This window comes from Aquihabitans sp. G128, assembly GCF_019048865.1.
Lineage (GTDB): Bacteria > Actinomycetota > Acidimicrobiia > Acidimicrobiales > Iamiaceae > Aquihabitans.
The window spans coordinates 1,134,996-1,161,071 of record NZ_CP077604.1; the positions used below are offsets into that span (position 1 = coordinate 1,134,996).

General features: G+C 72.0%; 30 protein-coding genes, 1 tRNA gene and 1 pseudogene. 14 read left to right on the forward strand and 18 right to left on the reverse strand.

From position 1 onward, the window contains the following. Positions 1-29 precede the first annotated feature (29 nt). The 7 genes from KSP35_RS25620 to KSP35_RS05330 all read right to left on the reverse strand — a co-directional run bounded on the left by KSP35_RS25620 (position 30) and on the right by KSP35_RS05330 (position 6,818). Complete coding sequence (locus KSP35_RS25620; protein WP_216999598.1) at positions 30-626, reverse strand: hypothetical protein; 597 nt, start codon at positions 624-626, stop codon at positions 30-32. 84 nt (positions 627-710) lie between these two features. Continuing rightward, positions 711-1,562 carry a patatin-like phospholipase family protein gene (locus KSP35_RS05305; protein WP_216999600.1) on the reverse strand — a complete coding sequence of 284 codons (852 nt, stop codon included), beginning with the start codon at positions 1,560-1,562 and terminating at the stop codon, positions 711-713. A gap of 111 nt (positions 1,563-1,673) precedes the next feature. After that, positions 1,674-2,051, reverse strand: a complete 378-nt coding sequence (locus KSP35_RS05310) for an iron chaperone (RefSeq protein WP_216999602.1) — start codon at positions 2,049-2,051, stop codon at positions 1,674-1,676. Between the two features lie 72 nt (positions 2,052-2,123). Then, positions 2,124-3,269 (reverse strand): RNA polymerase sigma factor, encoded by a 1,146-nt coding sequence (locus KSP35_RS05315; RefSeq protein ID WP_217002124.1) that lies wholly within the window; start codon positions 3,267-3,269, stop codon positions 2,124-2,126. 26 nt (positions 3,270-3,295) lie between these two features. Further along, a complete protein-coding gene (locus KSP35_RS05320; RefSeq protein ID WP_216999604.1) occupies positions 3,296-3,703 on the reverse strand; it encodes a YciI family protein in 408 nt (135 codons plus the stop codon). Between the two features lie 429 nt (positions 3,704-4,132). After that, positions 4,133-4,510 (reverse strand): hypothetical protein, encoded by a 378-nt coding sequence (locus tag KSP35_RS05325; RefSeq protein WP_216999606.1) that lies wholly within the window; start codon positions 4,508-4,510, stop codon positions 4,133-4,135. Positions 4,511-4,670: 160 nt separating this feature from the next. After that, a complete protein-coding gene (locus tag KSP35_RS05330; RefSeq protein ID WP_371748959.1) occupies positions 4,671-6,818 on the reverse strand; it encodes an EAL domain-containing protein in 2,148 nt (715 codons plus the stop codon). A gap of 554 nt (positions 6,819-7,372) precedes the next feature. Between KSP35_RS05330 and KSP35_RS25625 the strand changes: the two are divergent. Then, positions 7,373-7,597: pseudogene (locus KSP35_RS25625) on the forward strand (MBL fold metallo-hydrolase); the annotation flags it as partial. 109 nt (positions 7,598-7,706) lie between these two features. Next, a complete protein-coding gene (locus KSP35_RS05335) occupies positions 7,707-8,705 on the forward strand; it encodes a hypothetical protein (protein WP_254127001.1) in 999 nt (332 codons plus the stop codon). 156 nt (positions 8,706-8,861) lie between these two features. Here KSP35_RS05335 and KSP35_RS05340 read toward each other — a convergent pair whose 3' ends face one another. Further along, positions 8,862-9,359 (reverse strand): pyridoxamine 5'-phosphate oxidase family protein, encoded by a 498-nt coding sequence (locus tag KSP35_RS05340; RefSeq protein ID WP_216999610.1) that lies wholly within the window; start codon positions 9,357-9,359, stop codon positions 8,862-8,864. A gap of 186 nt (positions 9,360-9,545) precedes the next feature. Between KSP35_RS05340 and KSP35_RS05345 the strand changes: the two genes are divergently transcribed. Beyond that, the gene (locus KSP35_RS05345; RefSeq protein WP_216999612.1) at positions 9,546-11,036 is read left to right on the forward strand and encodes a cryptochrome/photolyase family protein; all 1,491 of its coding nucleotides are present in this window, start codon (positions 9,546-9,548) and stop codon (positions 11,034-11,036) included. A gap of 38 nt (positions 11,037-11,074) precedes the next feature. On the opposite strand, the gene map is transcribed toward KSP35_RS05345, so the two are convergent. Then, positions 11,075-11,827: a type I methionyl aminopeptidase gene (gene map / locus KSP35_RS05350; RefSeq protein WP_216999614.1), complete on the reverse strand. Its 753-nt coding sequence runs from the start codon at positions 11,825-11,827 to the stop codon at positions 11,075-11,077. Positions 11,828-11,953: 126 nt separating this feature from the next. Here map and KSP35_RS05355 point away from each other — a divergent pair, with 126 nt between their 5' ends. The 4 genes from KSP35_RS05355 to KSP35_RS05370 all read left to right on the forward strand — a co-directional run bounded on the left by KSP35_RS05355 (position 11,954) and on the right by KSP35_RS05370 (position 14,722). After that, positions 11,954-12,505, forward strand: coding sequence for a TIGR03086 family metal-binding protein (locus KSP35_RS05355; RefSeq protein WP_216999616.1), 552 nt, complete (start codon positions 11,954-11,956; stop codon positions 12,503-12,505). A 72-nt stretch (positions 12,506-12,577) separates the two neighbouring features. Then, on the forward strand, positions 12,578-13,177 hold the full coding sequence (locus KSP35_RS05360) for a class I SAM-dependent methyltransferase (protein ID WP_216999618.1): 600 nt from the start codon (positions 12,578-12,580) through the stop codon (positions 13,175-13,177). Between the two features lie 119 nt (positions 13,178-13,296). Further along, the gene (locus KSP35_RS05365; RefSeq protein ID WP_216999620.1) at positions 13,297-13,755 is read left to right on the forward strand and encodes an SRPBCC family protein; all 459 of its coding nucleotides are present in this window, start codon (positions 13,297-13,299) and stop codon (positions 13,753-13,755) included. Positions 13,756-13,900: 145 nt separating this feature from the next. After that, positions 13,901-14,722: a MarR family transcriptional regulator gene (locus tag KSP35_RS05370; protein ID WP_371748699.1), complete on the forward strand. Its 822-nt coding sequence runs from the start codon at positions 13,901-13,903 to the stop codon at positions 14,720-14,722. Positions 14,723-14,741: 19 nt separating this feature from the next. Here KSP35_RS05370 and KSP35_RS05375 read toward each other — a convergent pair whose 3' ends face one another. Continuing rightward, complete coding sequence (locus KSP35_RS05375) at positions 14,742-15,230, reverse strand: hypothetical protein (RefSeq protein WP_216999624.1); 489 nt, start codon at positions 15,228-15,230, stop codon at positions 14,742-14,744. A gap of 101 nt (positions 15,231-15,331) precedes the next feature. Continuing rightward, positions 15,332-15,769, reverse strand: coding sequence for a VOC family protein (locus KSP35_RS05380; protein WP_216999626.1), 438 nt, complete (start codon positions 15,767-15,769; stop codon positions 15,332-15,334). Between the two features lie 175 nt (positions 15,770-15,944). Here KSP35_RS05380 and KSP35_RS05385 point away from each other — a divergent pair, with 175 nt between their 5' ends. Both KSP35_RS05385 and KSP35_RS05390 read left to right on the forward strand, forming a co-directional pair. Further along, positions 15,945-16,379 (forward strand): hypothetical protein, encoded by a 435-nt coding sequence (locus KSP35_RS05385; RefSeq protein WP_216999628.1) that lies wholly within the window; start codon positions 15,945-15,947, stop codon positions 16,377-16,379. Further along, positions 16,376-16,600, forward strand: a complete 225-nt coding sequence (locus KSP35_RS05390; RefSeq protein ID WP_216999630.1) for a hypothetical protein — start codon at positions 16,376-16,378, stop codon at positions 16,598-16,600. Before KSP35_RS05385 ends, KSP35_RS05390 begins: the two co-directional genes overlap by 4 nt. Positions 16,601-16,658: 58 nt before the next feature. On the opposite strand, the gene KSP35_RS05395 is transcribed toward KSP35_RS05390, so the two are convergent. Then, on the reverse strand, positions 16,659-17,228 hold the full coding sequence (locus tag KSP35_RS05395) for a dihydrofolate reductase family protein (protein WP_216999632.1): 570 nt from the start codon (positions 17,226-17,228) through the stop codon (positions 16,659-16,661). A gap of 379 nt (positions 17,229-17,607) precedes the next feature. Between KSP35_RS05395 and KSP35_RS05400 the strand changes: the two genes are divergently transcribed. Beyond that, complete coding sequence (locus tag KSP35_RS05400) at positions 17,608-17,976, forward strand: hypothetical protein (protein ID WP_216999634.1); 369 nt, start codon at positions 17,608-17,610, stop codon at positions 17,974-17,976. A 32-nt stretch (positions 17,977-18,008) separates the two neighbouring features. On the opposite strand, the gene KSP35_RS05405 is transcribed toward KSP35_RS05400, so the two are convergent. Beyond that, the gene (locus KSP35_RS05405; RefSeq protein WP_216999636.1) at positions 18,009-18,368 is read right to left on the reverse strand and encodes a hypothetical protein; all 360 of its coding nucleotides are present in this window, start codon (positions 18,366-18,368) and stop codon (positions 18,009-18,011) included. Positions 18,369-18,777: 409 nt separating this feature from the next. Between KSP35_RS05405 and KSP35_RS05410 the strand changes: the two genes are divergently transcribed. Continuing rightward, the gene (locus KSP35_RS05410; protein WP_216999638.1) at positions 18,778-19,110 is read left to right on the forward strand and encodes a hypothetical protein; all 333 of its coding nucleotides are present in this window, start codon (positions 18,778-18,780) and stop codon (positions 19,108-19,110) included. A 162-nt stretch (positions 19,111-19,272) separates the two neighbouring features. Here the strand turns inward: KSP35_RS05410 and KSP35_RS05415 are convergent, their stop codons facing one another. After that, positions 19,273-19,614, reverse strand: coding sequence for a hypothetical protein (locus KSP35_RS05415; protein ID WP_216999640.1), 342 nt, complete (start codon positions 19,612-19,614; stop codon positions 19,273-19,275). A 298-nt stretch (positions 19,615-19,912) separates the two neighbouring features. Between KSP35_RS05415 and KSP35_RS05420 the strand changes: the two genes are divergently transcribed. After that, the gene (locus KSP35_RS05420; protein ID WP_216999642.1) at positions 19,913-20,212 is read left to right on the forward strand and encodes a hypothetical protein; all 300 of its coding nucleotides are present in this window, start codon (positions 19,913-19,915) and stop codon (positions 20,210-20,212) included. Between the two features lie 247 nt (positions 20,213-20,459). Then, positions 20,460-20,846: a hypothetical protein gene (locus KSP35_RS05425; protein ID WP_216999644.1), complete on the forward strand. Its 387-nt coding sequence runs from the start codon at positions 20,460-20,462 to the stop codon at positions 20,844-20,846. A gap of 39 nt (positions 20,847-20,885) precedes the next feature. Here the strand turns inward: KSP35_RS05425 and KSP35_RS05430 are convergent, their stop codons facing one another. Beyond that, the gene (locus tag KSP35_RS05430; protein ID WP_216999646.1) at positions 20,886-21,428 is read right to left on the reverse strand and encodes a hypothetical protein; all 543 of its coding nucleotides are present in this window, start codon (positions 21,426-21,428) and stop codon (positions 20,886-20,888) included. 152 nt (positions 21,429-21,580) lie between these two features. On the opposite strand from KSP35_RS05430, the gene KSP35_RS05435 reads away from it, so the two are divergent. Further along, entirely contained in the window at positions 21,581-21,958 is a 378-nt protein-coding gene (locus KSP35_RS05435; protein WP_216999648.1) for a hypothetical protein, read from the forward strand. On the opposite strand, the gene KSP35_RS25630 is transcribed toward KSP35_RS05435, so the two are convergent. From KSP35_RS25630 to dnaE, 3 genes are all read right to left on the reverse strand, one after another. Then, positions 21,938-22,354, reverse strand: a complete 417-nt coding sequence (locus KSP35_RS25630; protein WP_371748703.1) for a VOC family protein — start codon at positions 22,352-22,354, stop codon at positions 21,938-21,940. The genes KSP35_RS05435 and KSP35_RS25630 overlap by 21 nt on opposite strands. Positions 22,355-22,407: 53 nt before the next feature. Further along, positions 22,408-22,484 (reverse strand) — tRNA-Val (locus KSP35_RS05445). Between the two features lie 48 nt (positions 22,485-22,532). Further along, positions 22,533-26,063, reverse strand: a complete 3,531-nt coding sequence (gene dnaE, locus KSP35_RS05450) for a DNA polymerase III subunit alpha (RefSeq protein ID WP_216999652.1) — start codon at positions 26,061-26,063, stop codon at positions 22,533-22,535. Positions 26,064-26,076: the final 13 nt, after the last annotated feature.

The following is a 26,076-nucleotide window of genomic DNA, read 5'->3' on the forward strand; positions in this document are numbered from 1 at the left end:
CGGGGCGTCGTCCCCGCCGGCCAGGACGCTCAGCGGTCCGGCGCCCAGTTCAGCCACCCATCCCCGGTCCCGGCCGCCAGGTCCTGCAACCGCACGCGGACCGATGGCGGCAGCTGCGCAGAGCGGTGCGCCCCCAGTCGTCCGATGAGCGCTCCTTGGACATCGAGCACGTCGGTGCGGAGGTCGCTCGGCGGGCGTCGGACCCGCGGCACCCAGCCGTGTGCGGGAACCACCTCGACGTGATCGCCCTCGCGCAGGAAGGCCGCTTCGCTCGGCAGCCGCCACAGCTCCCACCAGGTCCCGGACCCTCCGCCGGCGCCCCAGGAGGACGATTCGGTGCACGTAGCACCGGGGAGCGACCTCCGAGGCTCCATGATCGGCCCCTCGAAGTCGCTGGACGGGCCGGCCTCGTCCCAGGTCCACCGGCCACCGGTGCGGTGGAACCGGTGGGTCATCACGGTCAACCTCGCCCGCTTGTCCCGACGAGCCGCCGCGACCAGAGCCTCGTCGTCCAGGACGTGCCAAGCCAGGAGCTGCCAGCGGTGCCGTCGGGACGGGCGGGCGCCCACCTCCAGGCGCCCGGCTTCGAGCGCTGCCAGCGCCGCCGAGGCGATCTCGGCTTCCATCGCCCGACGGCGTTCCACGTCCGCGCTCCGCACGGTTCGGACCCTAGGAGGGACGCCCGGTGCTGGCCGAGTGCGTTCCCGGGCTCAGGGTGCGGTGGCGTGCCCTGCCGACCAGAGCTCGGCGACACCGGCTGCGGCGTCGAGGCCTTGCCGACGGCCCTCCTCGACCGCCGGGCCCCGGCGGCTCGGGTCGAGCACGTTGTCGCCGATGCGGGCGAGCGCGGCGTCGTCCGCCGAGACGACCACCACGGCCGCTCCGTCGGCACGGAGCCGCCCGACCTGGTCCTCGAGGCCCGAGGTCAGGCCCGGGGCCATGGGCGTCAGCACGAGGATGCGATCGTGGCCCGCCGCCAGGTCGGCGTTGGCCGACGAGCGCACGCCGCCGTCGAGGTACCGACGGTCCCCGATCGTCACCGGTGGCCAGATGCCCGGCACTGCGCAGCTGGCGGCCACGGCGTCGACCAGCCCGACCCCCGACGCGGCGTCGAAGGTCCGGAACCGGCCCGAGGACGCGTCGACGGCGGTGAGCACCACCGGCTGGGCCGGCCATGCATCGGTCGGCAGGCGGGCGACGATGACGTCCCGGCGCAACGCCTCGGCCACCGTCGCGGTGGCCAGGGCCCGGGCGCCCACCCGGGCGCGACGCTCGTCTGCCGGGATCGAGCGGTTGGCGAGGACGGTGAAGAGCTCGATCATCAGGTCCATGTCGAGCTCCGCCGCGATCTCCGCCGAGTGGGCCGACCGCTGCGCGGCGGCGAGCTCGTCCAGGTCGCCGGTGGTGATCTGCGCGGCGACGGTGGCCCCGGCCGACGTCCCCACCACCAGGTCCGCCTCGCGCACGTCGACCCCGGCCTCCAGCAGGCCGGAGACCGCGCCGAGCTCCCAGGCGATGCCGGTCACGCCACCGCCGCCGAGCACCAAGGCCCTCGTCGTCATCTCGAACCCCCTCGTCGACACGGCCCCGCGGCCCGGCCGGAGCTTAGGGACGCCTCGACCGAGCCCGGGGCGTGCGCAGCACGCCGGTGTCGATGCGGGGCTGGCGGCGAGCTACCAGCCGGCGCCGGTGGCCTTGAACTCCTCCAGGCGGGCCTTGATGAGCCGCTTGAGGAGGGGCACCGGGAGCTTGGTGTCGTACGGGAGCTTGATGAAGCCCTCCCCCGCCTCGTAGCCGGCTTCCTCGACCGCCTCGATCTGGGTGGCGAAGAAGCGGGTGGGGAACCGGAGGGAGCAGTGCTGCTTGTACGACTGGAGCATCAGGAGCCGGGTGCCGTCCTGCACGAAGGCGGGGTTGTTCCACTGGAGCACCTCCTCGGCCTTCGGGAGCCCCTTGGCGCACAGCTCGCGGAGGGTGGCGAGGTGCTCGACGGCGGCATCGGGGAGCTGGGCGTAGTAGTCGGCGAGATCGGCGCGCTTCGGAGATGGCATGGAGCGGGACTCTACGGACCTCGGCGCCGCCGGTCCTCGATCCTCCCGGCGACGGCGTCGACGGCGGGCCCGTCAGCCTCGCCGGGCCCGGCCGAGCCGGGCTGCCTGGCGGGCGAGGTGGTGGCGTTCGGCCAGGTTGGACGCCACGCGAGCGGCCTCGGCGTAGAGCCGGGCTGCGGTGGCCGGGTCGCCGGCCCGCTCGTGGAGGTGCGCCGCCGCGGCCGCGTACCGGGGCAGGGCCGGGTCCAGGTCCGCCAAGGCGGCGAGGCCGGCGGCACCCCCGTCGGCCTCGCCCACCGCGACGGCCCGGTTGAGGGCCACCACCGGGCTGCCGGTGAGCCGCAGGAGCTCGTCGTACCAGCTCACGATCTGCACCCAGTCGGTCTCCTCGGCCACCAGTGCGTCGGCGTGCAGCGCGGCGATGGCCGCTTGGGCCTGGTACTCGCCGAGGCGCTCACGCCCGAGGGCGTCCTGCAGGATCGCCACGCCCTCGGCCACGAGCGCCGTGTCCCAGCGGGAGCGGTCCTGCTCCGCCAGCGGCACCAGGCTGCCGTCCGGGCGGGTGCGGGCCGGGCGCCGGGCGTGGTGGAGCAGCATCAGCGCGAGCAGGCCGGCGGACTCCTCGTCACCGGTCAGCGCCACCAGCTGCCGGCTCAACCGGATGGCCTCGGCGGCCAGGTCGACCTCGCCGCTGTAGCCCTCGTTGAACACCAGGTACAGCACGCGCCGCACCGTCGCCAGGTCGCCCGGCGCCCCGAACCGGACGTCGGCGATCGTGCGCTTGGCCCGGCTGATCCGCTGGGCCATGGTCGCCTCGGGCACCAGGTAGGCCTGGGCGATCTGGCGGGTGGTCAGGCCGCCGACGGCGCGCAGGGTCAGCGCGACGGCCGACGTGGGCGACAGCGAGGGGTGGGCGCACAGGAAGAAGAGCTGGAGCGTGTCGTCGACCTGCTCGGTGGGGCCCGGCGGCGGCTCGACCTCCACCCGCTCCTCGCGGGCTCGGCGGGAGGCCGCCGAGCGCTGGGCGTCGAGGAACTTCCGCCACGCCACCGTGACCAGCCAGCCCTTGGGGTCGTCCGGCTGGCGCTCGGGCCACGCCCGCGTGGCCTGGACGAGCGCCTCCTGCACGGCGTCCTCGGCGGTCGCGAAGTCGACGCCGCGCCCCACGAGGACGTTGATCACCGCCGGGGTGAGCTCGCGAAGGAGCCGCTCGTCCAGCGCACCTCGGTGCGCAGCCGGTCCGGTCACTCGGTGACCGTCGGGGCCGACCCCATGAAGGGCCGCAGCTCCAGCCACTCGTGGATCGGCTCGCCCCCGGCCCCGGGTGCGGCCGACAGCTCGGCGGCCAGCTCGAGGGCCCGGTCGTAGCTGTCGACGTCGATGGCCATCCACCCGGCGATCAGGTCCTTGGTCTCCGCGAACGGCCCGTCGGTGACCGGAGGCCGGCCCTCGCCGTCGGAGCGCACCCAGGCCCCCTCCGAGGACAGCGCCTGGCTGTCGACGTACTCCCCCTGGTCACGGAGCCGGTCGGCGAAGTCCTCCATGTACTGGAAGTGCGCCTGGACCTCGTCCGGGGTCCACTGGTCCATCGCCACGTCGTTCACCGGCGCCGGGGCCCCTCGGTAGTGCTTCAGCAACAGGTACTTCGCCATCTCGGTCTCCTCGGTCTGGTCCGGCCACGGTGGCCGCTCCACCCCGGGGACGGAGCGAGCGGCCCGTTCTCGACATCTCCCTCGACATCTTCTCCGAGAACCTCCGCCTGCGCTCCGGGGTGGCCGGTCTCGCCCACCTCTCGCGCCGGGGTGCGATGCTGGGCCGGTGCCCCCGGACCGCTCCGCGCCTCGCCTCGACCGATCGCAGCTTCCGGCCGAGTTCACCCCGGAGACCGTGCGGGCCATGGGCATGCGCACGGCGCGACTGCTGGCCCGACCAGGCAACGGCATCCTCGACCCGAGCGAGCAGCAGGCGTTCACCGCCGCGCTGCGCGAGGTCCTGCAGTCCTCCACCGACCGCCTCGGCCAGACGTCCCGGCGTGGCCGCCACGGCGGCCCGCCCGACCTCGACCCGGACCTGCGCCGTTCCTACCAGCGGACCCAGCGGCGGCTCGAGGCCCAGGCGGGCGCGCCCGCCAGGCGTTCCCGCAGCTCACCGACGGCTGGGACGCCGAGGCGCCGACGACGCCCGAGCTCCCGGCCCCCGTCGAGGTCGAGCCCGAGCCAGAGGTCGGACCCGACTCCGGCGCCGGTCCCGAGGTCCACGATCCCGACGCCTCCGCCGACGCGCCGGGAGACGACGTGTCGATCGGGACCTTCGAGGCCGAGATCGCCCAGACCTCCGACATGATGGACATCCTCGAGCAGATCGCCGGGATCCAGCAGCAGCAGCTCGACCACCAGCGCTCGCAGCTGCTGAGCGAGACGCGGGGTCTTCTTCGCCCTCGCCGTCTCGGTGGCCGTCATCGTGGCGGGCATCGCGCCGCTGGTGCAGGCATCGCCACACGAGCGCCGGCTGATCCTGCTGTGGACGGCCCTGGTCTGCGTGGTCGCCGGGTGCGGCTACGCAGCGGTCCGCGCCGTGCAGTCTCGACCCGACTGACCGAGCCGGAGCCCGCTGAGCCCCTCAGGGCGTGGGGTCTGGTGCCGGCACGAGGTCGGCCAGGGCCCGCTGGTCGGCCTCGATGCGTTCGAGCAGCTTGCGGGCGGCACCGGCCAGGCCGTGCTCGGCCCGGGTGAGCGGCGGTCCGCCGGCGCGCCGGGCCGTCTCCACGAGCTGGGCCCGGACCCGGGGAGCGATCGCGTCCTCGAGCCCGACCAGGAGGCGTTCGAGGTGGGCCCCGGCCTCTCGCCGATCGAAGCCCCACCGGCCCGAGTAGCGCCGGTCCGAACGGGCCCCCGGCGGACCCGACGGCACGAGGTCGGTGGCGACGACGTGGGCCGCCACGGTGGGCGTGATGAGCACGACGGACCACTGGTCCCGCAGCGGGTGCGCGTCGGCCAGCTCGACGACGGTCAGGCCGTCGACGGGCGGCCCGCTCCCGGCGAAGCCGACCACCACGGTCGCACCGGCGCCGGCGAGCCGTTCGTAGCGCGCCGCCATCGGTGCGAAGTGGCGGGCGTGCTGGAACATCGTCACCAACGTCGCGTCGGCGCCGGCCGCTTCGGCCAGCTCCTCGATGACGTGGGAGAAGACGAGCAGCGTCGCCCGGCTGGTCACCTGCGGAGGACCGGACGGCGGGGCGAGGGCCGGGTGCCGGCCGACGACCAGCTCGACCTGGCGCGCCCGCTCCGCCTGCAGGCGTTCAGCGACGGCCTCGGCGGTCATCGGACGGGCGAAGAGGAAGCCCTGCGAGTACTGGCAGCCCAGCGCCCCGACCTGGTTGGCCTGGTCCTCGGTCTCGATGCCCTCGGCGACGATCTCGAGGTCGAGCTCGTGGGCCAGCCCGGAGATGGCGGTGACGATGGCGCGGGTGTCGGCCCGGTCGAGGTCGGCGATGAACGACCGATCGATCTTGACGATGTGGATGGGGAGCCGGCACAGGTAGCTGAGCGACGAGTAGCCGGTGCCGAAGTCGTCCAGCGCGAGGCGGATCCCGCGCCCGTCGAGGGCCGCGAGGACCTCGCCCGCAGCCCCGGAGTCGTCGATGAACACGCTCTCGGTCACCTCCAGCACCAGCGATCCAGGAGCCATGCCGGTGCGATCGAGGATCGCCGACACCTCGAGGTCGAACCCGGCGTCGAGCAGCTGCCTGGCCGACATGTTCACGGCCAGGTCCAGATCGAGGAGCGGGTCCTCGGCCAGCCAGCGGGCGTGGTCGCGGCACGCCCGCTCGAGGATCCAGGCACCGAGCTCGCCGATGAGCCCGCTCCGCTCGGCCACCCGGATGATGGTCGGCGGTGGGATCGGGCCTCGGGCCGGGTGCGTCCAGCGCACCAGCGCCTCCACCCCGGCGGTGGTGCCGTCCGGGGTGTGCAGGATCGGCTGGTAGTGCACCTCGATCTGGTCCTCGGCCAGGGCCCGGCGCAGGTCGTGCTCGAGCCGTTGCAGGTCCATGGTGCGCAGCGCCTCGCGCATGTCGACGACCTGGTGGCCGCTCCCCCCTCGGCGCTTCACCTGGTACATCGCCATGTCGGCCTCGACCACGAGCTGCTCGGAGATGGCCGATCCGGGGCCGGCGTAGGCGATGCCGACGCTGGCGGTGATCGTGATCGGAGCCTCGACGCCGGCCAGGAGGAACGGCTCGGCGAAGACCTCGGTCACCCGCACGGCCAAGCCCTCCGCCTCGGCCACGTCGACCAGGTCCTCGCAGAGGAACACGAACTCGTCCCCGGACACGCGGGCGAGCGTGTCCCCGGCTCGCACCAGCCCGTTCAGGCGGCGGGCGACCGCGATCAGCAGGTCGTCGCCGGCCCGATGCCCGTGCGTGTCGTTGACGACCTTGAACCGGTCGAGGTCGGCGAACAGGACTGCTGCGGTCGCGTGCGAGCGACGCGCTCGCTGGGCCGCCTGCTCGATCCGCTCCTGCAGCAGGTGGCGGTTGGGCAACGAGGTCAGGTGGTCGTGGAGCGCCCGGTGCTGGTACTGGTCGCGGCTGCGCCGAGCCTCGTCGCGGGTCCGGGCGTTGAGGAGGTACGCGGTGGCCACGTCGGCGAGCGTCTCGGCGGTGGCCAGCTCGTCGTCGTCCAGGGCTCCGGGCTGGTCGCGGTACAGGTCGAGCGCGCCCAGGCACCCGTCCTCGTGGCGCAACGGGATGGTGAAGACGGCTCGCAGGCCGGCGGCGAGCGCCTCCTCGGCGAACCGGGGGGAACTGCTGGTCGGAAGCCAGGTCGGGGATGGCGATCAGCTCGCCGAGCTCGTAGGCCGCAAGGCACGGGCCCTCGCCGGCCTCGCCCTGGGCCTGTTCGAACCGTCGGGCCGCCTCATCGGAGGCGGCGATGTAGTGCGGCTCCTTGTCGATGGCGATGAGGGTCACCCCGGCGCTGCTGACCGGCAGGACCTCGACGATCCGGTCGACGAGGTGGTCGAGGATCGACTGGATCGGAAACTCCGTGACCATGGTGTGGGCGAACTCGGCGAGCACCGCTGCGAAGCGCCCTTGGTCGACCGCCATCAGCTGCGTGCCTGGGCTTCGGCCGCGCGTGACCCCGTGCGCTCGCTTGCCACCATGGGGATCCCTGCTCTCCGGCCGTCGATGTGCTCAGGAGAAGGGTGCGTCAGGCCCGCCTCTCGGCGCTGCGTACCCCCCCCGATCGCCGGTCCAGTCCCGGTTCCGGACGAGGTGACCGCAGCGCCGAGTGGTCTGGTGGCACCTCTATGCTCCGGCCATGACGGGAACCCGGGCGGGCATCCAGTGGCTGAACCACGCCGGCTTCGCCGTGCGCTCCGAGGCCGGGAGCTGCCTCGTGGTCGACCCGTGGTTCGCGGGTGACGCGTTCAACGGGTCGTGGCGACTGCTCAGCGAGACCCGCACCACCATCGACCAGCTGGCGGACTGCCGACACGTCTGGCTCTCCCACGAGCACCCCGACCACTTCTCACCGGCTGCGCTGAAGGCCTTCCCCGAGGAGCAGCGCCGGCAGATGACCGTCTGGTACCAGGACACCCGCGACGGCCGGGTGCTCGAAGTTCTGCCGCTCGCTGGGCTTCCAGGTGCGGGCCATGCCCGCCGGCCAGGCCTTCGAGGTCGCGCCGGGCATCACCGCCACGTGCGGGCCGGTCGGGACCGACTCGTGGCTCCACCTCGTGGTCGACGGCACGTCGCTGTTCAACGTCAACGACTGCGAGTTCGCCATCTCGGGGGAGCTCGAGGGGATCGTCAGCCGGCTCGGTCGGGTGGACCTGGTGCTGCAGCAGTTCAGCTACGCCAACGGGATGTCGAACCCCGACGAGGTCGAGGCCCGCCTGCGCCACGCCGACAGCAAGCTGGCCCGCTTGGCCCGGACCATCGAGGTGGCCCGTCCGCGGGTGGTGATCCCGTGCGCCAGCCTCGTGTGGTTCTGCCACGAGGAGAACGACTACCTCAACGACTCGGTGGTCGGCGTGGACCGCGCTGCGGCAGCCATCGAGGCGGCGGGAGCCGAGGCCGTGGTGCTCTACCCCGGGGACGGGTGGGAGCTGATGGCCCCGCACGACAACGCCGAGGCGTGCGCCCGCTACGCCGAGGACGTCCGCCGCAGCGAGGATGCCCCGCGCGTCGCTGCCAAGCCGGTCGCCGACGCCGAGCTCCTCGAAGCCAGCCGCACCGCCCAGGTGCGCATCAAGGCCAAGAACCAGCTGTGGGCCATGCGGCCCTTCGCCCGGACCCGCTACCTCCGGCCGGCGGTCCTCCGCGTGCCCGGTTCACCGATCGGGACCTTCACCTACGACATGTTCCACGGCCTGCGCCCGGCACCGGGCGCCGCCGAGGTCGACCTCGAGCTGTCCGGCGAGAGCCTCCTCTTCTGCCTCCGCCACGAGTTCGGGATGAACACCCTCCTCGTCAACGGCCGCTTCACCGAGGCTCGGCCCGGTGGCCTGCTGCGGATGCGCCTGCAGTTCTCGCCCTCGATGCGCAACAACCACGGCCAGTCGTTCCCACGGGTGTTCCTCGAGCGTCGGTTCGTGCTCATGGAGCTCCGCCGGCTGCTCACCAAGAGCCGACGGTCGCTCGCCGCCTGACCCCGGCCGCCGGCCCCACCGAACCGTCACCGACCGCCGACCGGTGACGGGTGGCGAGCTGGTCCGGAGCGGATGCCAACCCTGCCCGCCTGCGCTGGTGGAGAGCTCGACCAGGCCGTACGGCGCACGTTCGCTGAGGCACGGGACGCAACGCCGTCAGCCCTGCTGGCGGCCCTCGCGCTCACGGTAGAGCTCTTCGACGGCAGTGGGCAGGGTCTGCTCGAAGTCGATGAGCTTGGCCCAGGTTGGGGTCACCACGATGCGGACCATGCCGTCGTAGAGCGACCGCACCTCGGCCTCCCACGCCACGCGCTGCTCGTCGGACATCTCGTAGGTGCCGTTCATCTGCAGGAACTCCTCCGGGATCCCCTCCACCTCGTCGAGCTCCACCCGGCCGCGGATCAAGAGGATCTTGGGCGGGTGGGACTCGGTGTCGATCGTGAGGGCGACCTGCGGGTTCTGGCGCAACGACGCCAGCTTGGGGGCGTTGGTGGGCGTGCACAGCACGACCTCGGACCCGTTCCAGCTGAACGCGATGGGCACGTTCCGGGGCGTGCCGTCGGTGGCCACGTAGGCCAGCCGGGTCAGGTCCCGGGCCAGCAGCTCCTGGCTGTAGGGACGTTCCAGGACCTCGGTGATCTCGTCGGCATCCATCGTGGGCTCCTCGGGTCGCTCGGGCGCCGGGTGCGCCTCGCACCCCTGGGACGGAGCTCCGAACGCATCCTCGACACGATCCGCGAAGAAGTTCGAGATCGTCCGGAAGGGCGGTCGACAGGAGCGGGCCGTCCGCTCGGCGCGGTGCCGCGCACGAGGCTCGAGCGGTGCGGGTAGGGGCCCGGCGTGTCGCGCACCGTGTGGGTCCTGGGTGATCAGCTGAACCGGCAGATCGGCGCGCTGGCCGATGCCGTGCCGGGCGAGGACCGGGTGCTGCTGGTCGAGAGCAGGGCCAAGCTCGACGGAGCCCGGCACCGCCAGCGCACCCACCTCGTGGTGACGGCGCTGCGCCGCTTCGCCGCCGAGCTGGCCGACGCCGGCTTCGAGGTGGACCTCCGTCCGGCGCCCACGCTGGCCGACGGCCTGGCCGCCCACCGCCGCGAGCACCGATCGGACGAGGTGGTGGCCACCGAGCCCAACTCCTGGGCAGCCCGAGCGCTGCTCGAGCGTGAGCAGGTGGCCACCGTGCCGTCGGACCAGTTCCTCTGCCACCCCAGCGAGTTCGACGCCTGGGCCGACGGGCGCGGCGCCCGCCGCCTGCGCATGGAGGACTTCTACCGCTGGCAGCGCGAGCGGCTGGGCTACCTCATGGACGGCGACCAGCCCGTCGGCGGGCGCTGGAACTACGACGCCGAGAACCGGGAGCCCCCGCCGTCGGGCAACCCGTGGCCCGACCCCGTGCGCTCCCGACTCGACGACGTCGACCGCGAGGTCCTGGCCGCCATCGGCCCGGCCGGCTTCGGCGAGGATCCGGTCGGCTGGTGGCCGACGAGCCGACGCCAGGCCCTGGCCCGCCTGCGCCACGCCGTCGAGGTGGTCCTGCCGGTGTTCGGTCCCCACGAGGACGTCATCGTCGAGCGCAGCTGGCACGTGGCGCACAGCCTGCTCAGCCCGGCGCTCAACATCGGGCTCCTCCTCCCGGGCGAGGTGGCCGACGCGGCCGAGGCGGCCCACCGGGCCGGCGACGTGCCCATCGCCTCGGCCGAGGGGTTCATCCGCCAGGTCATCGGGTGGCGGGAGTACGTCTGGGGCACCTACTGGCGCTCGATGCCCGGCTACCCCGACCGCAACGCCCTCCGCGCCCGGGCGCCGCTGCCACCGGCGTTCCGGGACCCGACCGCCACCGAGATGCGCTGCGTCCGCCACGCCGTCGAAGGCGTCCGGGACCGGGGCTGGGTGCACCACATCCAGCGGCTCATGGTGCTGGCGAACCTGTCGACCCTTGCGGGCGTCACTCCCCGGGAGGTGGTGCGGTGGATGACCGACTCGTTCGTCGACGGCGACGAGTGGGTCATGCTCCCGAACCTGATCGGCATGGGCCTGCACGCCGACGGCGGCCAGATGGCCACCAAGCCCTACGTCTCCGGCGGTCGCTACCTGGCTCGCATGACCGACCACTGCAAGCCCTGCCGCTTCGACCCGACCAAGCGGACCGGGGACGACGCCTGCCCGTACACCACCCTCTACTGGGACTTCCTCGACCGCCACCGAGACCGCTTCGGCCCCAACCCGCGGATGGCCCAGGCCGTGCGCGGCCTCGACCGCCTGTCGGACCTCCCCGAGGTCCGCATCCGCGCCCGCCAGGTGCGCCGCGCCCTCACCGACGGCACCCTCTGACGCCCGACGCCCGACGCCCGACGGCCGTCGGGTCGCGGTCAGGCGGCCGAGGCGGTGAGGACCAGCGGGTGGCCGTCGGTGATCACGACGGTGTGCTCGAACTGGGCCACCAGCCCACCGTCGTCGGTGAGGAGGGTCCAGCCGTCGTCCCCCTCGACCGTGTGGGTGGCACCCATGGCGAGGAACGGCTCGATCGCCAGCACCAAGCCCTCCCACAGGATCGTGCGGTCCGACCGGTCCTCGACGCTGGACACGTTGGGCGACTCGTGGATCGACCGGCCGACGCCGTGGCCCAGCAGGTCGGCCACCACCGTGAAGCCGTGGCGGCGGGCTCGACGCTCGACGACCCGACCGACGTGGCGCAGCGGCGCCCCGGCCACCGCGGCCGCCATGGCATCGGCCTGGGCCAGGCGGGTGGCATCGAGCAGCTCCACCGCTCGCTCGGTGGCGGTGCCCACCGCCGTGCTCGCCCCGGTGTCGGCCCAGTAGCCGTCGAGCTCGGCCGAGACGTCGATGTTCACGAGGTCACCGGACCGCAGCGGGCGGAGGCGGGAGGGCACCCCGTGGGCGGCCTCGTGGTTCACGCTGATGCAGGTGCTGCCCGGGAAGCCGTAGGCCAGCCGCGGCGCCGAACGGGCCCCGGTCGCCCGCAGCAGGCCACGCCCGATGGCGTCGAGCTCGCCCGTCGTGATCCCGGGCTCGACGGCGGCGAGCATGGCGTCGCGCACGTCGGCCACCACCCGTCCAGCCGCCGAGAGCCCCGCCAGGTCGTCCACGTCGTCGATCGTCATGTCCGCAACGCTACCGACGCGCTCCTGCCTCTCGTTCTCCCCGCGCTGCGACCGCGGTGCCCCGGAGCGGCTCGGCGGATGCCCGGACCACTTGCCCTCGGCGACCCGAGGAAGGAGCCTGGGGCGATGGACGAGACCGCCAGCAGGTACCGCCGGGTGGCCGACCCCTTCGACGCGATCGTCCACGCCGTGCCGGACGGCGCGTGGGATCGGCCGGCCCCCTGTGCGGGGTGGGTGGCCCGAGACGTCGTCCTCCACCTCGCCGAGTGGGTCCCGGCGTTCTTCGCTGCCGCCGATGGCCCGACCCTCCCGGCCGCGCCTCCCGGGGCCGACCCGATCGAGGCCTGGACGGCGCTCGACGCCGCGATCCGGGCGGCCCTCGAGGACCCGACCGTCGCCTCTGCCTCGATCTCGCACCCGCACGCCGGGACCCACACGTTCGCCGAGGCGATCGACACCTTCGTCCGCGAAGACGTGATGCTGCACACCTGGGACCTGGCCCACGCGGTCGGCGAAGAGGTGACGCTCGATCCCGAGCTCGTCCACGAGTCGCTCCTGAAGCTCGAACCGATGGACGAGGTGCTGCGCGCCAGCGGCCACTTCGGCCCCAAGGTGGAGGTGCCCGACGACGCCGACGAGCAGACCCGGCTGCTCGCCTTCGTGGGCCGCCGACCCTGACCGGCCCTGGCGTCCAGGGAGCGCCGCGCACCACGCCCCGCCGGATGCCTCGCCGCCCCTAGGGTCGGTGTCGTGGAACCCGTCGAGCAGGCCTACGGGGCCATGGCGGAGCGCTACATCGAGGCCTTCGGCCACCGTGACCAGGTGCACCCCGGCGACCTCGCCCTGATCGTGGGGCACCTCGGAACGCTCGTCGGGCCGGTGCTCGACGCGGGCTGTGGCCCCGGGCACCTCACCGCCCACCTGCGCTCGCTCGGCGTGGCGTCGACCGGCATCGACCTGGTGCCGGCGTTCCTGGACCACGGGCGCGCCGCCGATCCCGACGGGCGCCACGTCCAGGCCTCGATGCGGCGGCTCCCCCTCGCCGACGGGTGCGCCTCCGGGCTCCTGTCCTGGTACTCGCTGATCCACCTGCCGCCGGACGAGCTCGATCCCGTCCTCGCCGAGCTCCGCAGGGTGCTCGCTCCGGGGGCCACGGCCGTCGTCGGGTTCTTCCCGGGCGCCTCGCTCGAGCCCTTCGACCACAAGGTCGCCACCGCCTGGTCCTGGCCCGTCGACGACCTCTCGGCCCGCCTCGACCAGGCGGGCTTCGCCGAGCTCGAACGCCGCCAGGAGCCCGCAGGGGTCCACGGCCCTCGAGCCCACGCCGTCCTCGTCGCCACCGCGACCTGATCCGACGACCGAAGCGGCCGCCAGGCGAGCGTGGCCCGTACGGGTGATCACCGCCGCGGCGTGACCGAACGCCGCCCCCGCGGGCAGAGGGACGCGACCCCTTCGAGGAGAGCAGCCCCATGGCTACCGTCCACCACACCATCGCCCTGCCGGTCTCGGCGGTCTACGGCGCCCTGACCACGCCGGAGACCTATCCGCACTGGCTGGTGGGCTGCCGGGACATCCGCTCGGTCGATGCCGCCTGGCCTGCACCCGGCTCGAAGTTCCACCACCGCGTCGGGCTGGTGGGGCCGATCACCCTCGCCGACAACACCAAGGTCCTCGAACGGGTCGACGACGAGGTGCTCAGCCTCGAGGTGCGGGCGCGCCCGTTCGGGCGCGGGCGGGCCACGTTCACCCTCGCCGCCGGCACCGACCCCAGCTCCACCGTCGTGGAGCTCGACGAGGTCCCGATCGGCCTGCTCGCCCCGACCAAGCCGCTCGCCGACCCGCTGATCAGCCGCCGCAACGAGCGCTCGCTGTCGAACCTTGCGGCGTACCTCGAGCGCGGCGAGTCGCAGGCCGACACGCCAGGCTGAGCCCCGGTTCGGCGTCGACCCGCCGTGGTGGGCCGACCGGTCCGGCCCCGCTCGGTGGCGTCGACGCGATGAGTTCCGCGCCGGTCGGGCGTCCATGATCGTGAGCGCTCACCAGGAGCGCTCGGATCCGAGGAAGAGGTCGACCATGAACCCGATGGCACGCCAGATGTTCGAGCTCGTCGAGCCCATCGGGGTCATCCCATACTCGGCGGACGAGCCCAACGAGACGATGTTCGCGCTGGGGTTCACCAACTACTGGGACACCTACTTCGCCGGCCGGGCGGCCCCGCTGGGGCTCGTCGCCGCCGAGGTCGTCGATGCGCTCTTCTACAACTTCGGGCCGGGCGAGGTTGCCCGCCACATCCCGAAGGTGTGGGACACCACGACGCCGGAGGCGGCGATCGCCGCCCGCCGGGACGGGTGCGCCCAGGCTCTGCGGCGGATCCTCGGGGACCGGCTCGACACCCCAGAGGTCGCCCGGGCGACGGACCTGCTGCTGCAGGCGGCGGTCAGCGCACCGGTCGAGGGCCGGCCGATGTACGCCGCCCTGCGCACGATCCCGGCCCCCGACGAAGTGGTGGCACGCCTGTTCCACGCCGCCTCGCTGCTGCGCGAGCACCGGGGCGACGGCCACATCGCCGCCCTCATGGTCGACGGGATCGGCGGCCTCGAGGCCCACGTCCTGCTGGCCCTCGACATGGACGTGCCGGCGAAGAGCTTCGGACGCATCCACCACCTCCCGGACCCGCTGCTCGACGAGGTCATCGACGGGCTGCGCCAGCGGGGCCTGATCGGCGAGGACGGGTGGCTCACCGACGCCGGCCACGCCGTGAAGGACCGCATCGAGGATCGCACCGACGACCTCGCCGCCCTGCCCTACGAGGCGCTCGCTCCAGCCGAGCTCGCCGAGGTCGTGGACGTGCTCGAACCGCTCGCTGCGCTCCTGGTCGCCGCCCAGCCCTGGTGAAGACCGGATTCCGGCGGCGCTACCCGTCGATGCGCTGGTAGCTGAGCCGAAGGTCGTCCTCCCACGGCGCGCCGTCGCGCGACATCGTCCCCTGGGCTTCGAGGCTGGTGCCGTCGGCCCCGATGGTGAGGACCATGCGCTGGGCGAAGCCGGCCTCGTCGCGGTGCCAGCTCACCTCGCCGTCGGCCACCTCGACGTCGTACCGGCGGGAGATGTCGCGCTCGTCGAAGTAGATCATCGTGAAGGTGCCGGCCGCGTCGTCGGACCCGATGATCGCCAGCCCGTCGGGCACCTGCGGCTCGTCGATCTCGGAGCGCATCAAGAGGAACGCGCCGCCCTCGTGCCACTCGAACGACGTCCGTCCGTGGAAGGTGACGCCGGGGACGAGCGGGTGCGTGCCGGTGGTTCGCCACGCCCCCAGGAGCGGGGCCAGCGGCGCCAGGGCCGGGTTGGGTCGCTGCGCAACGGGACCGATCGGCGTCGTAATCGGCCCGATGGTTCCACACACCCGCCAGGGCTGCCCGTGCTCGTCTGGCGGCGGGCGGGACACCGCCGATCGCTTCGACCTCGGGCGGCCCCCGACCCGGATCGGCCCGGCGTCGCTCCGGCTCAGCCGAGCGCCTCGGCGAGGCCGACGAGGATGCCCTCGGGCCCGCGGAGGTAGCAGAGCCGGTAGGCGTCCTCGAACTGGACCACCTCGGAGCTGACCAGCTGCGCGCCGTGGGGAGCGAGCCGGGCGAGGGTGTCGTCGAGGTCGTCCACGGCGAACATGACCCGGAGGTAGCCCAGCGCGTTCACCGGCGCGTTGCGGTGGTCGGCGACCACCGCTGGTGCGAGGAAGCGCGACAGCTCGATCCGGCTGTTCCCATCCGGCGTGCGCAGCATGGCGATCTCGACGCTCTGGTCGCCCAGGCCGGTGACGCTCCCGGCCCACTCCCCCTCCACCATGGCTCGCCCCTCGAGCTCGAGGCCGAGCTCGACGAAGAACCCGATCACGGCATCGAGGTCCTCGACGACGATCCCGACGTTGTCCATCTTCAGCGCCATCCGCCGAGGCTACGAGGGTCTCGAGGCGTCAGGTCGGCGTCCTGCTTGCCACCGGCGGATCCCGGCCGTCCGCTCGACGGTGACCGCACCCACCTCCCAGCCGTGGGGCGGAGGCGGGTCCGGCCGCGCCGACGCCGGCTGACCGACACCGGGGTCCGTCTGGCATCCTCGGTCGATGGGCGATCCCGGATCGGCGACGCAGCTCCGAAGTGGCGCGACCGTCGTCACGAGGCAGCAGGTGGCGGGACGAGCGGTGTGCCGCGAGGTGCCGTGGCCGCTCGTTCGCGTGCGCGTCGACGCCGACCAGATCGACGTGCGATGCCTGGGATCGGCCTGGAGGCTCCGGCAGGAAGCGGTTCGAGGCTGCATCGTCGTGGCGAACCCTCGCTCGCTGCACGCATCGGTTGCGGTGGCGCTGGTCGAAGGCGGCTTCTGGGACCGGCTCCTCACCAGCCGACGACTGCTCAGGACCCTCGAGGCCCACGGCTGGCCGATCCAGATCGAGGGTCTCCCGAACCGTGAGCAGGTCCTGTCCGCTGCCGTTCCCGTCGCACGATCGGACGAGGTCGCTCCGATCCGCGACCCGCGCCGCGCGAGGATCGACCCATGAGCTGGAACACCGTCGAGCGCGGGTTCCTCGCCGACGGTTCTGCGTGGCGGATCGAGCGGCGCACGCTCGTCCTGCCCGTCCCCAAGAGCTCCGCCGTGCTCCCCATCCAGCTGAGGTCGTACCGCTGGTTGCTCGTCGACTCGGCCGGTCGGACCGCGGTCCGCGGACGATCCCGGGATCGCCACCAGCTCGAGGCCGAGATCGGGTCGATCGAGGCCTGACCACTGCCGCAGCGCGGCTGCCACGGCGCGCCGGCACCACGGCCCGGAGCGGCTGCGGTCAGGTCGAAGGAGCGGTCGGCCGGAACCGCATGGCGACCGTGCCCGACGCGAGCTCCTGGCGGTCCACCAGCTCGAGCTGGATGCGCTCACGGAGACCGCCGAGCAACGTCGGCCCGTGCCCGGCGAGCACCGGCTGCACGAGGAACTCGTACTCGTCGATCAGGCCGAGGTCGGCCAACGCGAGCGGGAGCGTCACACCGCCCACCCAGAGGCCTTCGCCCGGTTCCTGCTTGAGCTGCCGGACCGCGTCCCCCAGGTCGCCCTGCACCAGCTCGGCGTTCCAATCGACCCCGCTCAGCGTGCTCGACACGACGTGCTTCTCGGCCCGGTCGATGCTCTCGGCGAAGGGGACCTCCCACTCGTCCATCCAGTCGGGCCACGGTCCCGAGGCCGGCCGCCGCCACGCCGACTCCATCATCTCGTAGGTCACCCGGCCGAGGATCAGGGCGTCGGCCCGTTCCATCTCGGCGGTCCAGTACCGCATCGACTCCTCGTCGGGAGGCATCCCGGCCTCGTGGTGGCAGCAGCCATCCAGCGTGACGTTGATCGAGTATCGAAGTGGTCGCATGTCGCTGCTCTCTGTCGCGGTGGCCCGGTGCGTCCACCGGACCCTCACCCGACGCCGGCCGGCACCCGTTCTCATCGGTGCCGTCCAAGCGGTCCGGGGACGACAGGATGCCAGCCCGGCGGGGGCCACGAGCGCCGGTCGCTTCGGCCGCCCGACCGGGCCGTTCGACCGTCGCCGCCCTGGGCCCCGCCGTGCGGTTCAGCTACTGCCGGCACCCCGAACGTGTGATCTGGCGCCGGCCCGCCCCGGCCAGATTGCCCTGCTCAGGGGGTGCGTGGGAGGGTACCGAAGCGTCCTCTTCTGGACGCCAGTCGCGGCCTTGGGAGGGGTGCTCGGGACCATGTCCGACACGAGTGGCACGAGCGGAAACCTTGCCGATGTGCTCGAACGCCGACTGGTCGAACGGGAGCGGCTCGAGCGCCAGCGGCGCGAGCTGCGCGCCAAGGGCGCCACGACGGCGGAGCTCGAAGCACGGTTCCTGCTGAAGGGCTCCGACTTCCGCTTCGGCCTGGCCCAGGCCGACGCCGGCGACCGCGAGCTCTGGGTCGGGCTGATCACGATCGCTGGCCGCCCCTACCGCCTCGAGGAGGTGGAGGGCACGCTCGTGCTGCACGGGGGGCCGCACCACCACATCACCACCGTCGCCGAGCTGGCGGCCGCCATGCGCAGCCGCGACTGGACCCCGGCACCCAAGCGGTGGCCGACCTGGGAAGGTCCGTTGTCGGCCGAACCGGCGCCGTCGAACTGACACCCGCCGGCCGGCGGCCGGGCCGGGCGCAGTCAGCTGGCCGACGCGTCCGGGGGTCCGGCGGGCGCGGCCACCAGGCCGGCCTGCTCGACGAGGTCGCCGAGCGTGATGCCCTCGGCCTTCACCTCGACCCAGTCCGCGGCCCTCGCTGCAGGGATGAGGAGGTCGACCTCGGACCGCCGTGACAGGAACTCGCCCAGCTCGGCGAGGTCGGCGCCCCGCATGTCGACGTCGATCCGATCCGACAGCCGGACGGGCGCCGGCTGGTCGAACGGCTCCAGCGTGACGGCGTCCTTGCTGCACGCGCACCAGCACTCGCCGGTGTCGTGGATGTAGATCACGATGCAGCTCGCCGATGTCGGGCACACCGTCGCGCAGTTGCAATCACCCATGGTTCCCGCTCCTCGTTCCTCGCCCTGCCTTGCCTCGGCAACCTAGCAACGCGCATCCACGGGCGTCGGCGCTCGCTCGCCGGTCGAGGCCGAGCCGTCGGATGCCCGGTCTCGGGCTCCGGGACCGTGCGCTGTGGCGCGCTCGCCCGGATGCCGACTGCGCCGGGACCTCGACGACCGGGAGGTCGCCGATCGTCGCTGCGAGGCGGGCGCGTGCCCACCTGCCCCAGCCTCCACCCGGCCCGGCCTGCGCGCACCCGGACCTGGCCAGCGACCGTTCGCAAGGGCTCGCCGCACCCGACCAAGGTGGGGCTGCGGCCAGCGCTCGAGCAGGAAGGCCTTCGCCGGGCAGCCTTGCCGGAGACGGCGATCCGGCAGACTGCACCGCGACGATCCGAGCGGGGGCCCCATGGCGAACACGACGAACGACCGGATCGACGGGGAAGCGACGGTCGTCGTCGATGCGGACGCCCTCCCCGTGCACGACCCGGCGTTCGGGTACCTCGAGCTCCCCCGGACCCTGTCCTGGTGGCGGCGGCGCAGGCGAAGCATCAGCTACCCGTCCGTCGGCGACGTGGTCAACCTCCGGGTCGACGTCCGGACGGCCGGCACGGGCCGCCTCACGGACCTCGACGGCACGCTGATCCAGACCGTGCCCCTGGTGCGGGGCAGCAACGTGGTCCAGATCAGGCGGCCGGACGCCCGACGGGACGAAGCGGTCCCCCGCCGCACCCCATCGTGAGCCCCTCCGGGCCGGCGCCTTCCGCTGCCAGCCGGCCGAGCATCGCCTGCGGTGGGCGCCGTAGCGGCTCTCAACTGAACCAGTGTGCCATCGGAGGGGTCCGGTCCCCGGGGCAAGCAGGCCACTGCCCGGCACCCCGACGCAGCGCGGGTTGGTCCTCGCTCACGACGAGCAGTCGACCCGCGTTCCGAGGAGCTCGATCCGCCGGACGCAGATCGTCTCGAAGGCCACGCATCCCGAGGTGCCGATGTAGGAGTCACCGACCTGTGGGTCGAGCGGGTGATCGCTGCCCGAGTAGGGGCTCGGCCGTTGGGCCAGCGACGCACGGGTGACGATGCAGACCTCCCGTTCACCGATGAGGGCACGCCGTGCCTGGTAGCTGCCCAGCACGAGCACCCCCGGAACCAGTGGCAGGGCGAGGCCGACCAACCAGCGCCGAGAGCGGCGGCCTGGTGGGGTCACCGTCGTCGGATGATGGGGCAACCTGTCCGCGACGTCGTCCACCGAACGAAGGTACTGCGGCGCGCCTCGCCATCCTCGGGCAGCGTCCGCAGGTGCGTCCTGGGCGATCGCCATGCCCGGCCAGTCCCTCGGCGACACCTCCGCGAGCAGCCACGCTCGTGAGGAACGGTGCCGGGCGCCACCCGCTGGCGAGAGGCCACCCCGGCGACCTGCCGCCAGTAGCCTTCGAGCCTTCGTTCGCACTCGACTGGTCGGGGATGGGATGGTGCCTCAACCACGCGAGCAGGCCACGATCCTCGGTTGCGCGATCGCCGGGGTCGTGGTCATCGGCTCCCTCGGGGTGACGATCGCCCTGCGGTCGCCGAGCCACCGGACGTTGAGCCTGGCGTTCTCTGCCCCGTACGTCGTCTTGCCGATCATCTCCACGATCGGGGCCCGCCTCGCCCCCAGCCGACGCCGTGGGGTGGTCACGGCGACCGTCCTGCCCTGGCTGGCGCTGGTCCTCGTCAGCAAGCTCGGCGCCATGACCGTTTCCGTCCTCGCTGCGCAGGGCTGCCTCGTCCTGCTCTGCGTGAGCGGGGCCACCCTCGCCCAGAGCATCGCCCAACGGCCCTCCCCGGGCCGCCCCGCCTCGAGCTGACTGCGCCCCGCCGTCGACGGGCAGTCGATTGCTGGAGTGGGCACCCAACGCACGCATGACCTGCGGGCTGGTCGGTTGAGCAGCGCGCGGGCAGCAAGGGCCGCGGAGTCGACGAGCAAGACTGCACCGTCCCCTACCGGCACTTTCGCGACACCACCCACACCGGCTGGTGCAGAGGGGTCGTGCGCGTGCCCGGCTCAGCAACATCGCGGCTCCTTTCCGCATAGCTCTGAGATCATGGTCGCCCATGAACACAAAGACCGCAGAGCAGATCGCCGAGGTCGTCGAGCACGCTCGGCGTCGGCCCGGGATGTACGGGCTGAGCACCCACGGGGAGGCGACGTCATGGATCTACGGCATCGACGTAGGGACCGGGCTCTTCCCCGGACGGGAGATGACCGAGTGGCTCCACTCGGATGGCGACGCGAAGTGGGGCGGCAGGGGCGGGGCCGGCTGGGACTACCGAGTGGCACGAGTCGCCTTGTGGGGCCAACTGGATCCTCCTGCAGGGCAGCCTGTGGACTTCACCCCTGCCGATGAGGCGATCATGCGAAACGCGGTGCTCGACTTTGCGTTGGCGTGGCTTCGCGAACCTGCTGGCTCTTCGGACCAGGTCGAGCCGGGTGCCCCGTAACGCCGGGTCAGACACGCAAGCCCTGCACGTTCGTCTTGGTCACTGCCGGGGGGAAAGGTTCTCGAGCCACTCGTCTGCCTCTGCGTGGCTCCGCAGCCGCACGAACTCGAGGTGATCGAGGGCCGGTGAGGCCATCGACCGGCTGTAGCGATCCTCGTACTTGTCGTGCTGGGTCCAAGCCCAGCGGATGATCGATTCGGGGTGCCAGACCCAGAAGTTCGTCAGGGGCTCGCGATTGCCGTTCCACAGGCGCTCGCGGCGAACGGTCCGCCGCAGGGTCCGGCCGATTACCTGGCGCATGACGGCCGAGCGCGGGAGGTCCAGCCACACGACGGTGTCGGCCCGGGCCCAGACCGGACCGTCCACGACCACCGTCCGGTAGTTCCCATCGACCACCCATCGCTCGGCATGGGTGATCGCATCGACGCGGTCCACGAACTCGTCAGGGTCGATCGATTGCCAACCGGCGAGGTGGTGGATCGCGTCGAGCTCGATGCAGGGCGCATCGATCACCGCAGCGATCCGTCGGGCCAGGCTGGACTTGCCCGACCCGGCGTTCCCGACCACCGACACACGCTGCACGTGGTCCATCCTCCCCGACCGCGTGGCCCTGCCGAGAACGCGGATCGGTGTCCAGGTCTGCGACGGTCGATCGGCTCCCGGCGCGACCCACCGCAGGCCGGCACTTCGCCAAGCCGCCACGCCATCGGCCCACCGGAGTTCGGAAAGAAGGGATGGAAGAGATCTGCGATGCTTCCGCGGTGGACGATGTCGTAGCGGTCGAAGTGACGCTGGAGGATGGCGAGCATCGCTTCTTTCTGACCTTCGGGCGGCTTCACGACTCGGTCGACCCAGAGCCACTCGAAGCGCTGGTCTTGGCCAGGTGTTCGAGGTTCGCACTGGGCGGGGAGGCGGTGACCGCTCGCGTCTGCTGGACGCTGCAGGCCGCGAGCAGCGAGCCCTACTTCTACGAGTGCCTCTCGGAGATCACGGCCCGCCGTGCGGTGTTGGCGGGAAGCGACGAGCACTGGCAGGAACGCATTCGCCAGGAGATGGATGACGGTCGCCACCTCTTCTACCTCGGCAAGCCGCTACCGCCTGGTGCGTCGTGACGAGTGCCACCTAAGGCTGCGTCGAGGACGTGCGACGCCGATCACTCGAGGCAGATGCAGAAGGGGTGACCGGCCGGATCGAGTAGCACGCGGAAGGAGGCCGGACCGTTGCTCGTGCTTGGAGGCGCCCAGTCCGAGCAGCTCTTCCTCTGCGACGTCGAGATCGTCGACGAGCACGTCGACGTGCATCTGCTGGGGCCGGTCTTGACCAGGCCAGACCGGCGGGGAGTACGAATCCACTCGGTGGAAGGAGATGGCCGCGCCGTCACCGCCGCGAACGGCCGAGGCACACACGTTGTCGCTGCGAGGTGGGCAATCCGCACCGTGCGTCCCCCGGGGCGAGCACCGACCGCACGCCGCTGACGTGGGGCGCACTCGCACGAGGAGCGAGCCCACCCCGAAAACGAAGCTGACCTGCGGGGTGAACCGCAGGTCAGGTGCCGGGGCGATGGTGGGCCATGAGGGAATCGAACCCCCGACCTCCTGCGCGTCATGCAGGCGCTCTAGCCAACTGAGCTAATGGCCCCGGGACGGACGAAGGTAGCAGAGCCACCCCGTCGGCTGGAAACCCGGTTCAGAGGATGGCGCCGCTGCCCAACAGCACCCGCAGCTCGCCGATCAGGCCGTGGCTGGTGTCGACGCAGAACTGCTCCGGGAGGCGCAGGACCTTGTCCTCGCCGAGGTGCAGGAACACCTGCGACTCGCCCGGGAAGCGGGTCAGCAGGCCCTTGAGCTCGTCGACCGTGCCGGCGTCGAGCCGGTGCGGGGCGACCTTGAGCCGCAGCGGCGGGGCGCCGTCGCTGACGCCGTCGAACACCTCGACGTCCATGGCGATGAACTTGGGCGTGTCGTCGCGCTTGTCGACGCGCCCCTTCACGATGAGCACGGCGTCGTCGGCGAGCTGGTGGCCGATGTCGGTCATGGTCTTGGGGAACACCATGACCTCGATCGAGGTCTGCAGGTCCTCCAGGGTGAAGACGGCCATGAGGTCGCCCTTCTTGGTCCACTTGCGCTGCAGGCCGTTGACCACGCCACCGATGGTGCGCATGGCGCCGTCGTCGAGCTCGGCCAGCTCGGCGATGGTGTTGTCGACCTTGCGGCGCAGCGCGGCCTCGGCCCCCATGAGCGGGTGGTCGCTCACGTAGAGCCCGAGCATCTCCTTCTCGAAGGCCAGCTGCTCCTTCTTCTCGAAGCGCAGGTCCGGGATCTTGGCCCGCTCGTCGAAGCTGGCGCCCGCTCCCCCGTCGTCGAGGTCGCCGAAGAGCGTCATCACGCCCATGTCCCGCTCCTTGCGACGGGCGATGGTGTTGTCGACGATCTGCTCGAAGACCGCCAGCAGGCCCCGGCGCGGGTGGCCGACGGAGTCGAAGCCGCCGGCCTTGATGAGCGACTCCAGCGTCTTCTTGTTGAGCACGGTCATGTCGACGCGCTCGCAGAAGTCGTAGAAGTCGGCGAAGTCGCCGTTGGCCCGGCGCTCCTCGACGATCTTCTCCACCAGGGCCTCGCCCACGTTGCGCACGGCGGAGAGCCCGAAGGGGATGACCTCGGTGCCGTCGTCGAGGCGGGCGGCCACGAAGTCGACGTCGGAGCGGTTCACGTCCGGCACCAGGACCTGGATGCCCATGGTGCGGCACTCGTTCAGGTAGACCGCCGCCTTCTCCAGGCTGGTCTTCACGCTGGTGAGCAGCGCCGCCAGGTACTCCACCGGGTAGTGGGCCTTGAGGTACGCCGTCTGGAAGGTGACCACGCCGTAGCCGAAGCTGTGGCTCTTGTTGAAGGCGTAGTTGGCGAAGCCCTCGATGTTGTCGAACAGCGGGGTGCCCAGCTCGCCGAAGCCGGCGCTGGTGCAGCCCTCGACGAACTTCGAGCGCTCCTTCGCCATGAGCTCGGGCTTCTTCTTGCCACAGGCCTTGCGCAGGTTGTCGGCCTCGGCCAGGGAGTAGCCGGCGAAGCGCTGGCTCACCCGCATCACCGACTCCTGGTAGATCATCAGGCCGTAGGTGTCGCCGAGCAGCTCCTCGGCGGCGGGGTGGAAGTACTCCACCGGCTTGCGGCCGTTCTTGCGATCGGCGTAGTCGTTGTGCATGTTCACCGACATGGGGCCCGGCCGGTAGAGCGCGATGAGCGCCGCCACGTCCTCGAAGCAGTCCGGGGCCAGCGAGCGCATGAGGGCGCGCATGGCGCCGCCCTCCAGCTGGAACACGCCGATGGAGTCGCCGCGGCACAGCATCTCCAGCGTCTTCTCGTCGTTCAGCGAGATGTTGTCGATGTCGAGGTCGACGCCGCGGAAGCCCTTCACCAGCTCGAGCGCGCCGGAGATGACGTCGAGGTTGCGCAGGCCCAGGAAGTCCATCTTGAGCAGGCCCAGCTCTTCGACCACGTTCATCTCGTACTGGGTGACCACCGGGGCGTTCTCGATGTCCTGGCCGGCCAGCGGCTTGCGCTGGATGGGCAGGTACTCGGTGAGCGGGTCCTTGGTGATCACCACCGCGGCGGCGTGGATGCCGTCCTGGCGGCGCAGGCCTTCGAGGCCCTTGGCCACGTCGATGACCTTGCGGAGGTCTTCCTCCTCCTCGTACATCTTCCGGAGGTCGCCGGCCATCTTGTAGCCGTCGGCGAACTTCTCGTTGGGCTCGAGGCAGGCGTAGAGCGGCGTGTCCCGGCCCATGATCAGCGGCGGCATGGCCTTGGCCACCTTGTCGCCCACCGCGTAGGGGTAACCGAGCACGCGTGCGGCGTCTCGCACCGCGGCCCGGGCCTTGATGGTGGAGAAGGTGACGATCTGGGCGACGTGGTCCCGGCCGTAGCGCTCCGCCGCGTAGCGGATCATCTCGTCCCGGTAGCGGGAGTCGAAGTCCATGTCGATGTCGGGCATGGAGATGCGGGACGGGTTGAGGAACCGCTCGAACAGCAGGTCGTACTTGATCGGGTCGAGGTCGGTGATCCAGAGCGTGTAGGCCACCGCGCAGCCGGCGGCGGAGCCACGGCCCGGGCCGACGCGGATGTTCAGGTCCCGGGCGTGCTTGATGAGGTCCCACGTGATGAGGAAGTACGAGCTGAAGCCCATGTTCCCGATGACCTCGAGCTCGAAGGCGAGCCGCTCGACCGCGGCGTCCGGCAACGGGTCGCCCCAGCGCTTCTTGGCGCCCTCGAAGGTGAGGTGGCGCAGGTAGGCGGCGTCGTCCTCGAAGCCCTCGGGCAGCGGGAAGTTCGGCAGCAGCGGCTTGCCGAACTCGATCTCGACCTCGCAGCGCTCGGCGATCCAGAGGGAGTTGTCGCACGCCACCTCGACCTCGGAGAAGAGGTCGCGCATCTCGCGGGCGGACTTCAGGTAGTGGTCGTCGCCGTGGAACTTGAACCGGTCGGGGTCGCTCATGAGCGAGCCCGTCTGCACACACAGCAGGGCGTCGTGGGCGACGGCGTCCTCGCGGTGGGTGTAGTGGCTGTCGTTGGTGGCCAGCAGCGGTGCCCCGATCCGCTTGGCGATGTCGAACAGCTGGGGGTTGGTGCGGTGCTGCTCGGGGATGCCGTGGTCCTGGATCTCCACGAACAGGTTGTCGCGCCCGAAGATGTCCTGGAGGCGGCCGGCGGCCTTGAGCGCCGCCTCCTCGTCGCCCCGCAGGAGGTGCTGGAGCACGTGCCCGCCGAGGCAGCCGGTGGTGGCGATGATGCCCTCGGAGTGCTGGTCGAGCAGCTCCCAGTCGAGCCGGGGCTTGTAGTAGTAGCCCTCCATGAAGGCCCGGCTCGAGAGCTGGATCAGGTTCCGGTAGCCGGCGTAGCTCTCGGCCAGCAGGGTCAGGTGGTAGTAGAGCTTCTGGCCGCCGCCGGCGTCACCACCGGTGTCGTCCACCCGGCCCCGGCGGCTGGGCCGCTCGAGCCGCGAGTCGTGGGCCATGTAGGCCTCGGTGCCCAGGATCGGCTTGATCCCGTTGGCCTTGCACGCCTTGTAGAACGGGAGGATCCCGTACATGTTGCCGTGATCGGTGATGCCGATCGCCGGCTGGCCATCGGCCGCGGCGGCGGCCACGACCTCGCCGACACGGGCCGCACCATCGAGCATCGAGTACTCGGTGTGCACGTGCAGGTGGGTGAACGAGTCGCCCACGACGACATCCTTC

What these genes read in the sequence shown, in the direction of transcription:
- KSP35_RS25620 (WP_216999598.1), bottom strand. Translation starts at nt 626, where the DNA reads ATGGAAGCCGAGATCGCCTCGGCGGCGCTGGCAGCGCTCGAAGCCGGG.
- KSP35_RS05305 (WP_216999600.1), bottom strand. Translation starts at nt 1,562, where the DNA reads ATGACGACGAGGGCCTTGGTGCTCGGCGGCGGTGGCGTGACCGGCATC.
- KSP35_RS05310 (WP_216999602.1), bottom strand. Translation starts at nt 2,051, where the DNA reads ATGCCATCTCCGAAGCGCGCCGATCTCGCCGACTACTACGCCCAGCTC.
- KSP35_RS05320 (WP_216999604.1), bottom strand. Translation starts at nt 3,703, where the DNA reads ATGGCGAAGTACCTGTTGCTGAAGCACTACCGAGGGGCCCCGGCGCCG.
- KSP35_RS05325 (WP_216999606.1), bottom strand. Translation starts at nt 4,510, where the DNA reads ATGACGGCCACCGAGACGGCGAGGGCGAAGAAGACCCCGCGTCTCGCT.
- KSP35_RS05335 (WP_254127001.1), top strand. Translation starts at nt 7,707, where the DNA reads ATGCCCGCCGGCCAGGCCTTCGAGGTCGCGCCGGGCATCACCGCCACG.
- KSP35_RS05340 (WP_216999610.1), bottom strand. Translation starts at nt 9,359, where the DNA reads ATGGATGCCGACGAGATCACCGAGGTCCTGGAACGTCCCTACAGCCAG.
- map (WP_216999614.1), bottom strand. Translation starts at nt 11,827, where the DNA reads ATGACGATCGACGACGTGGACGACCTGGCGGGGCTCTCGGCGGCTGGA.
- KSP35_RS05355 (WP_216999616.1), top strand. Translation starts at nt 11,954, where the DNA reads ATGGACGAGACCGCCAGCAGGTACCGCCGGGTGGCCGACCCCTTCGAC.
- KSP35_RS05365 (WP_216999620.1), top strand. Translation starts at nt 13,297, where the DNA reads ATGGCTACCGTCCACCACACCATCGCCCTGCCGGTCTCGGCGGTCTAC.
- KSP35_RS05370 (WP_371748699.1), top strand. Translation starts at nt 13,901, where the DNA reads ATGAACCCGATGGCACGCCAGATGTTCGAGCTCGTCGAGCCCATCGGG.
- KSP35_RS05380 (WP_216999626.1), bottom strand. Translation starts at nt 15,769, where the DNA reads ATGGCGCTGAAGATGGACAACGTCGGGATCGTCGTCGAGGACCTCGAT.
- KSP35_RS05385 (WP_216999628.1), top strand. Translation starts at nt 15,945, where the DNA reads ATGGGCGATCCCGGATCGGCGACGCAGCTCCGAAGTGGCGCGACCGTC.
- KSP35_RS05390 (WP_216999630.1), top strand. Translation starts at nt 16,376, where the DNA reads ATGAGCTGGAACACCGTCGAGCGCGGGTTCCTCGCCGACGGTTCTGCG.
- KSP35_RS05395 (WP_216999632.1), bottom strand. Translation starts at nt 17,228, where the DNA reads ATGCGACCACTTCGATACTCGATCAACGTCACGCTGGATGGCTGCTGC.
- KSP35_RS05405 (WP_216999636.1), bottom strand. Translation starts at nt 18,368, where the DNA reads ATGGGTGATTGCAACTGCGCGACGGTGTGCCCGACATCGGCGAGCTGC.
- KSP35_RS05410 (WP_216999638.1), top strand. Translation starts at nt 18,778, where the DNA reads ATGGCGAACACGACGAACGACCGGATCGACGGGGAAGCGACGGTCGTC.
- KSP35_RS05425 (WP_216999644.1), top strand. Translation starts at nt 20,460, where the DNA reads ATGAACACAAAGACCGCAGAGCAGATCGCCGAGGTCGTCGAGCACGCT.
- KSP35_RS05435 (WP_216999648.1), top strand. Translation starts at nt 21,581, where the DNA reads ATGGAAGAGATCTGCGATGCTTCCGCGGTGGACGATGTCGTAGCGGTC.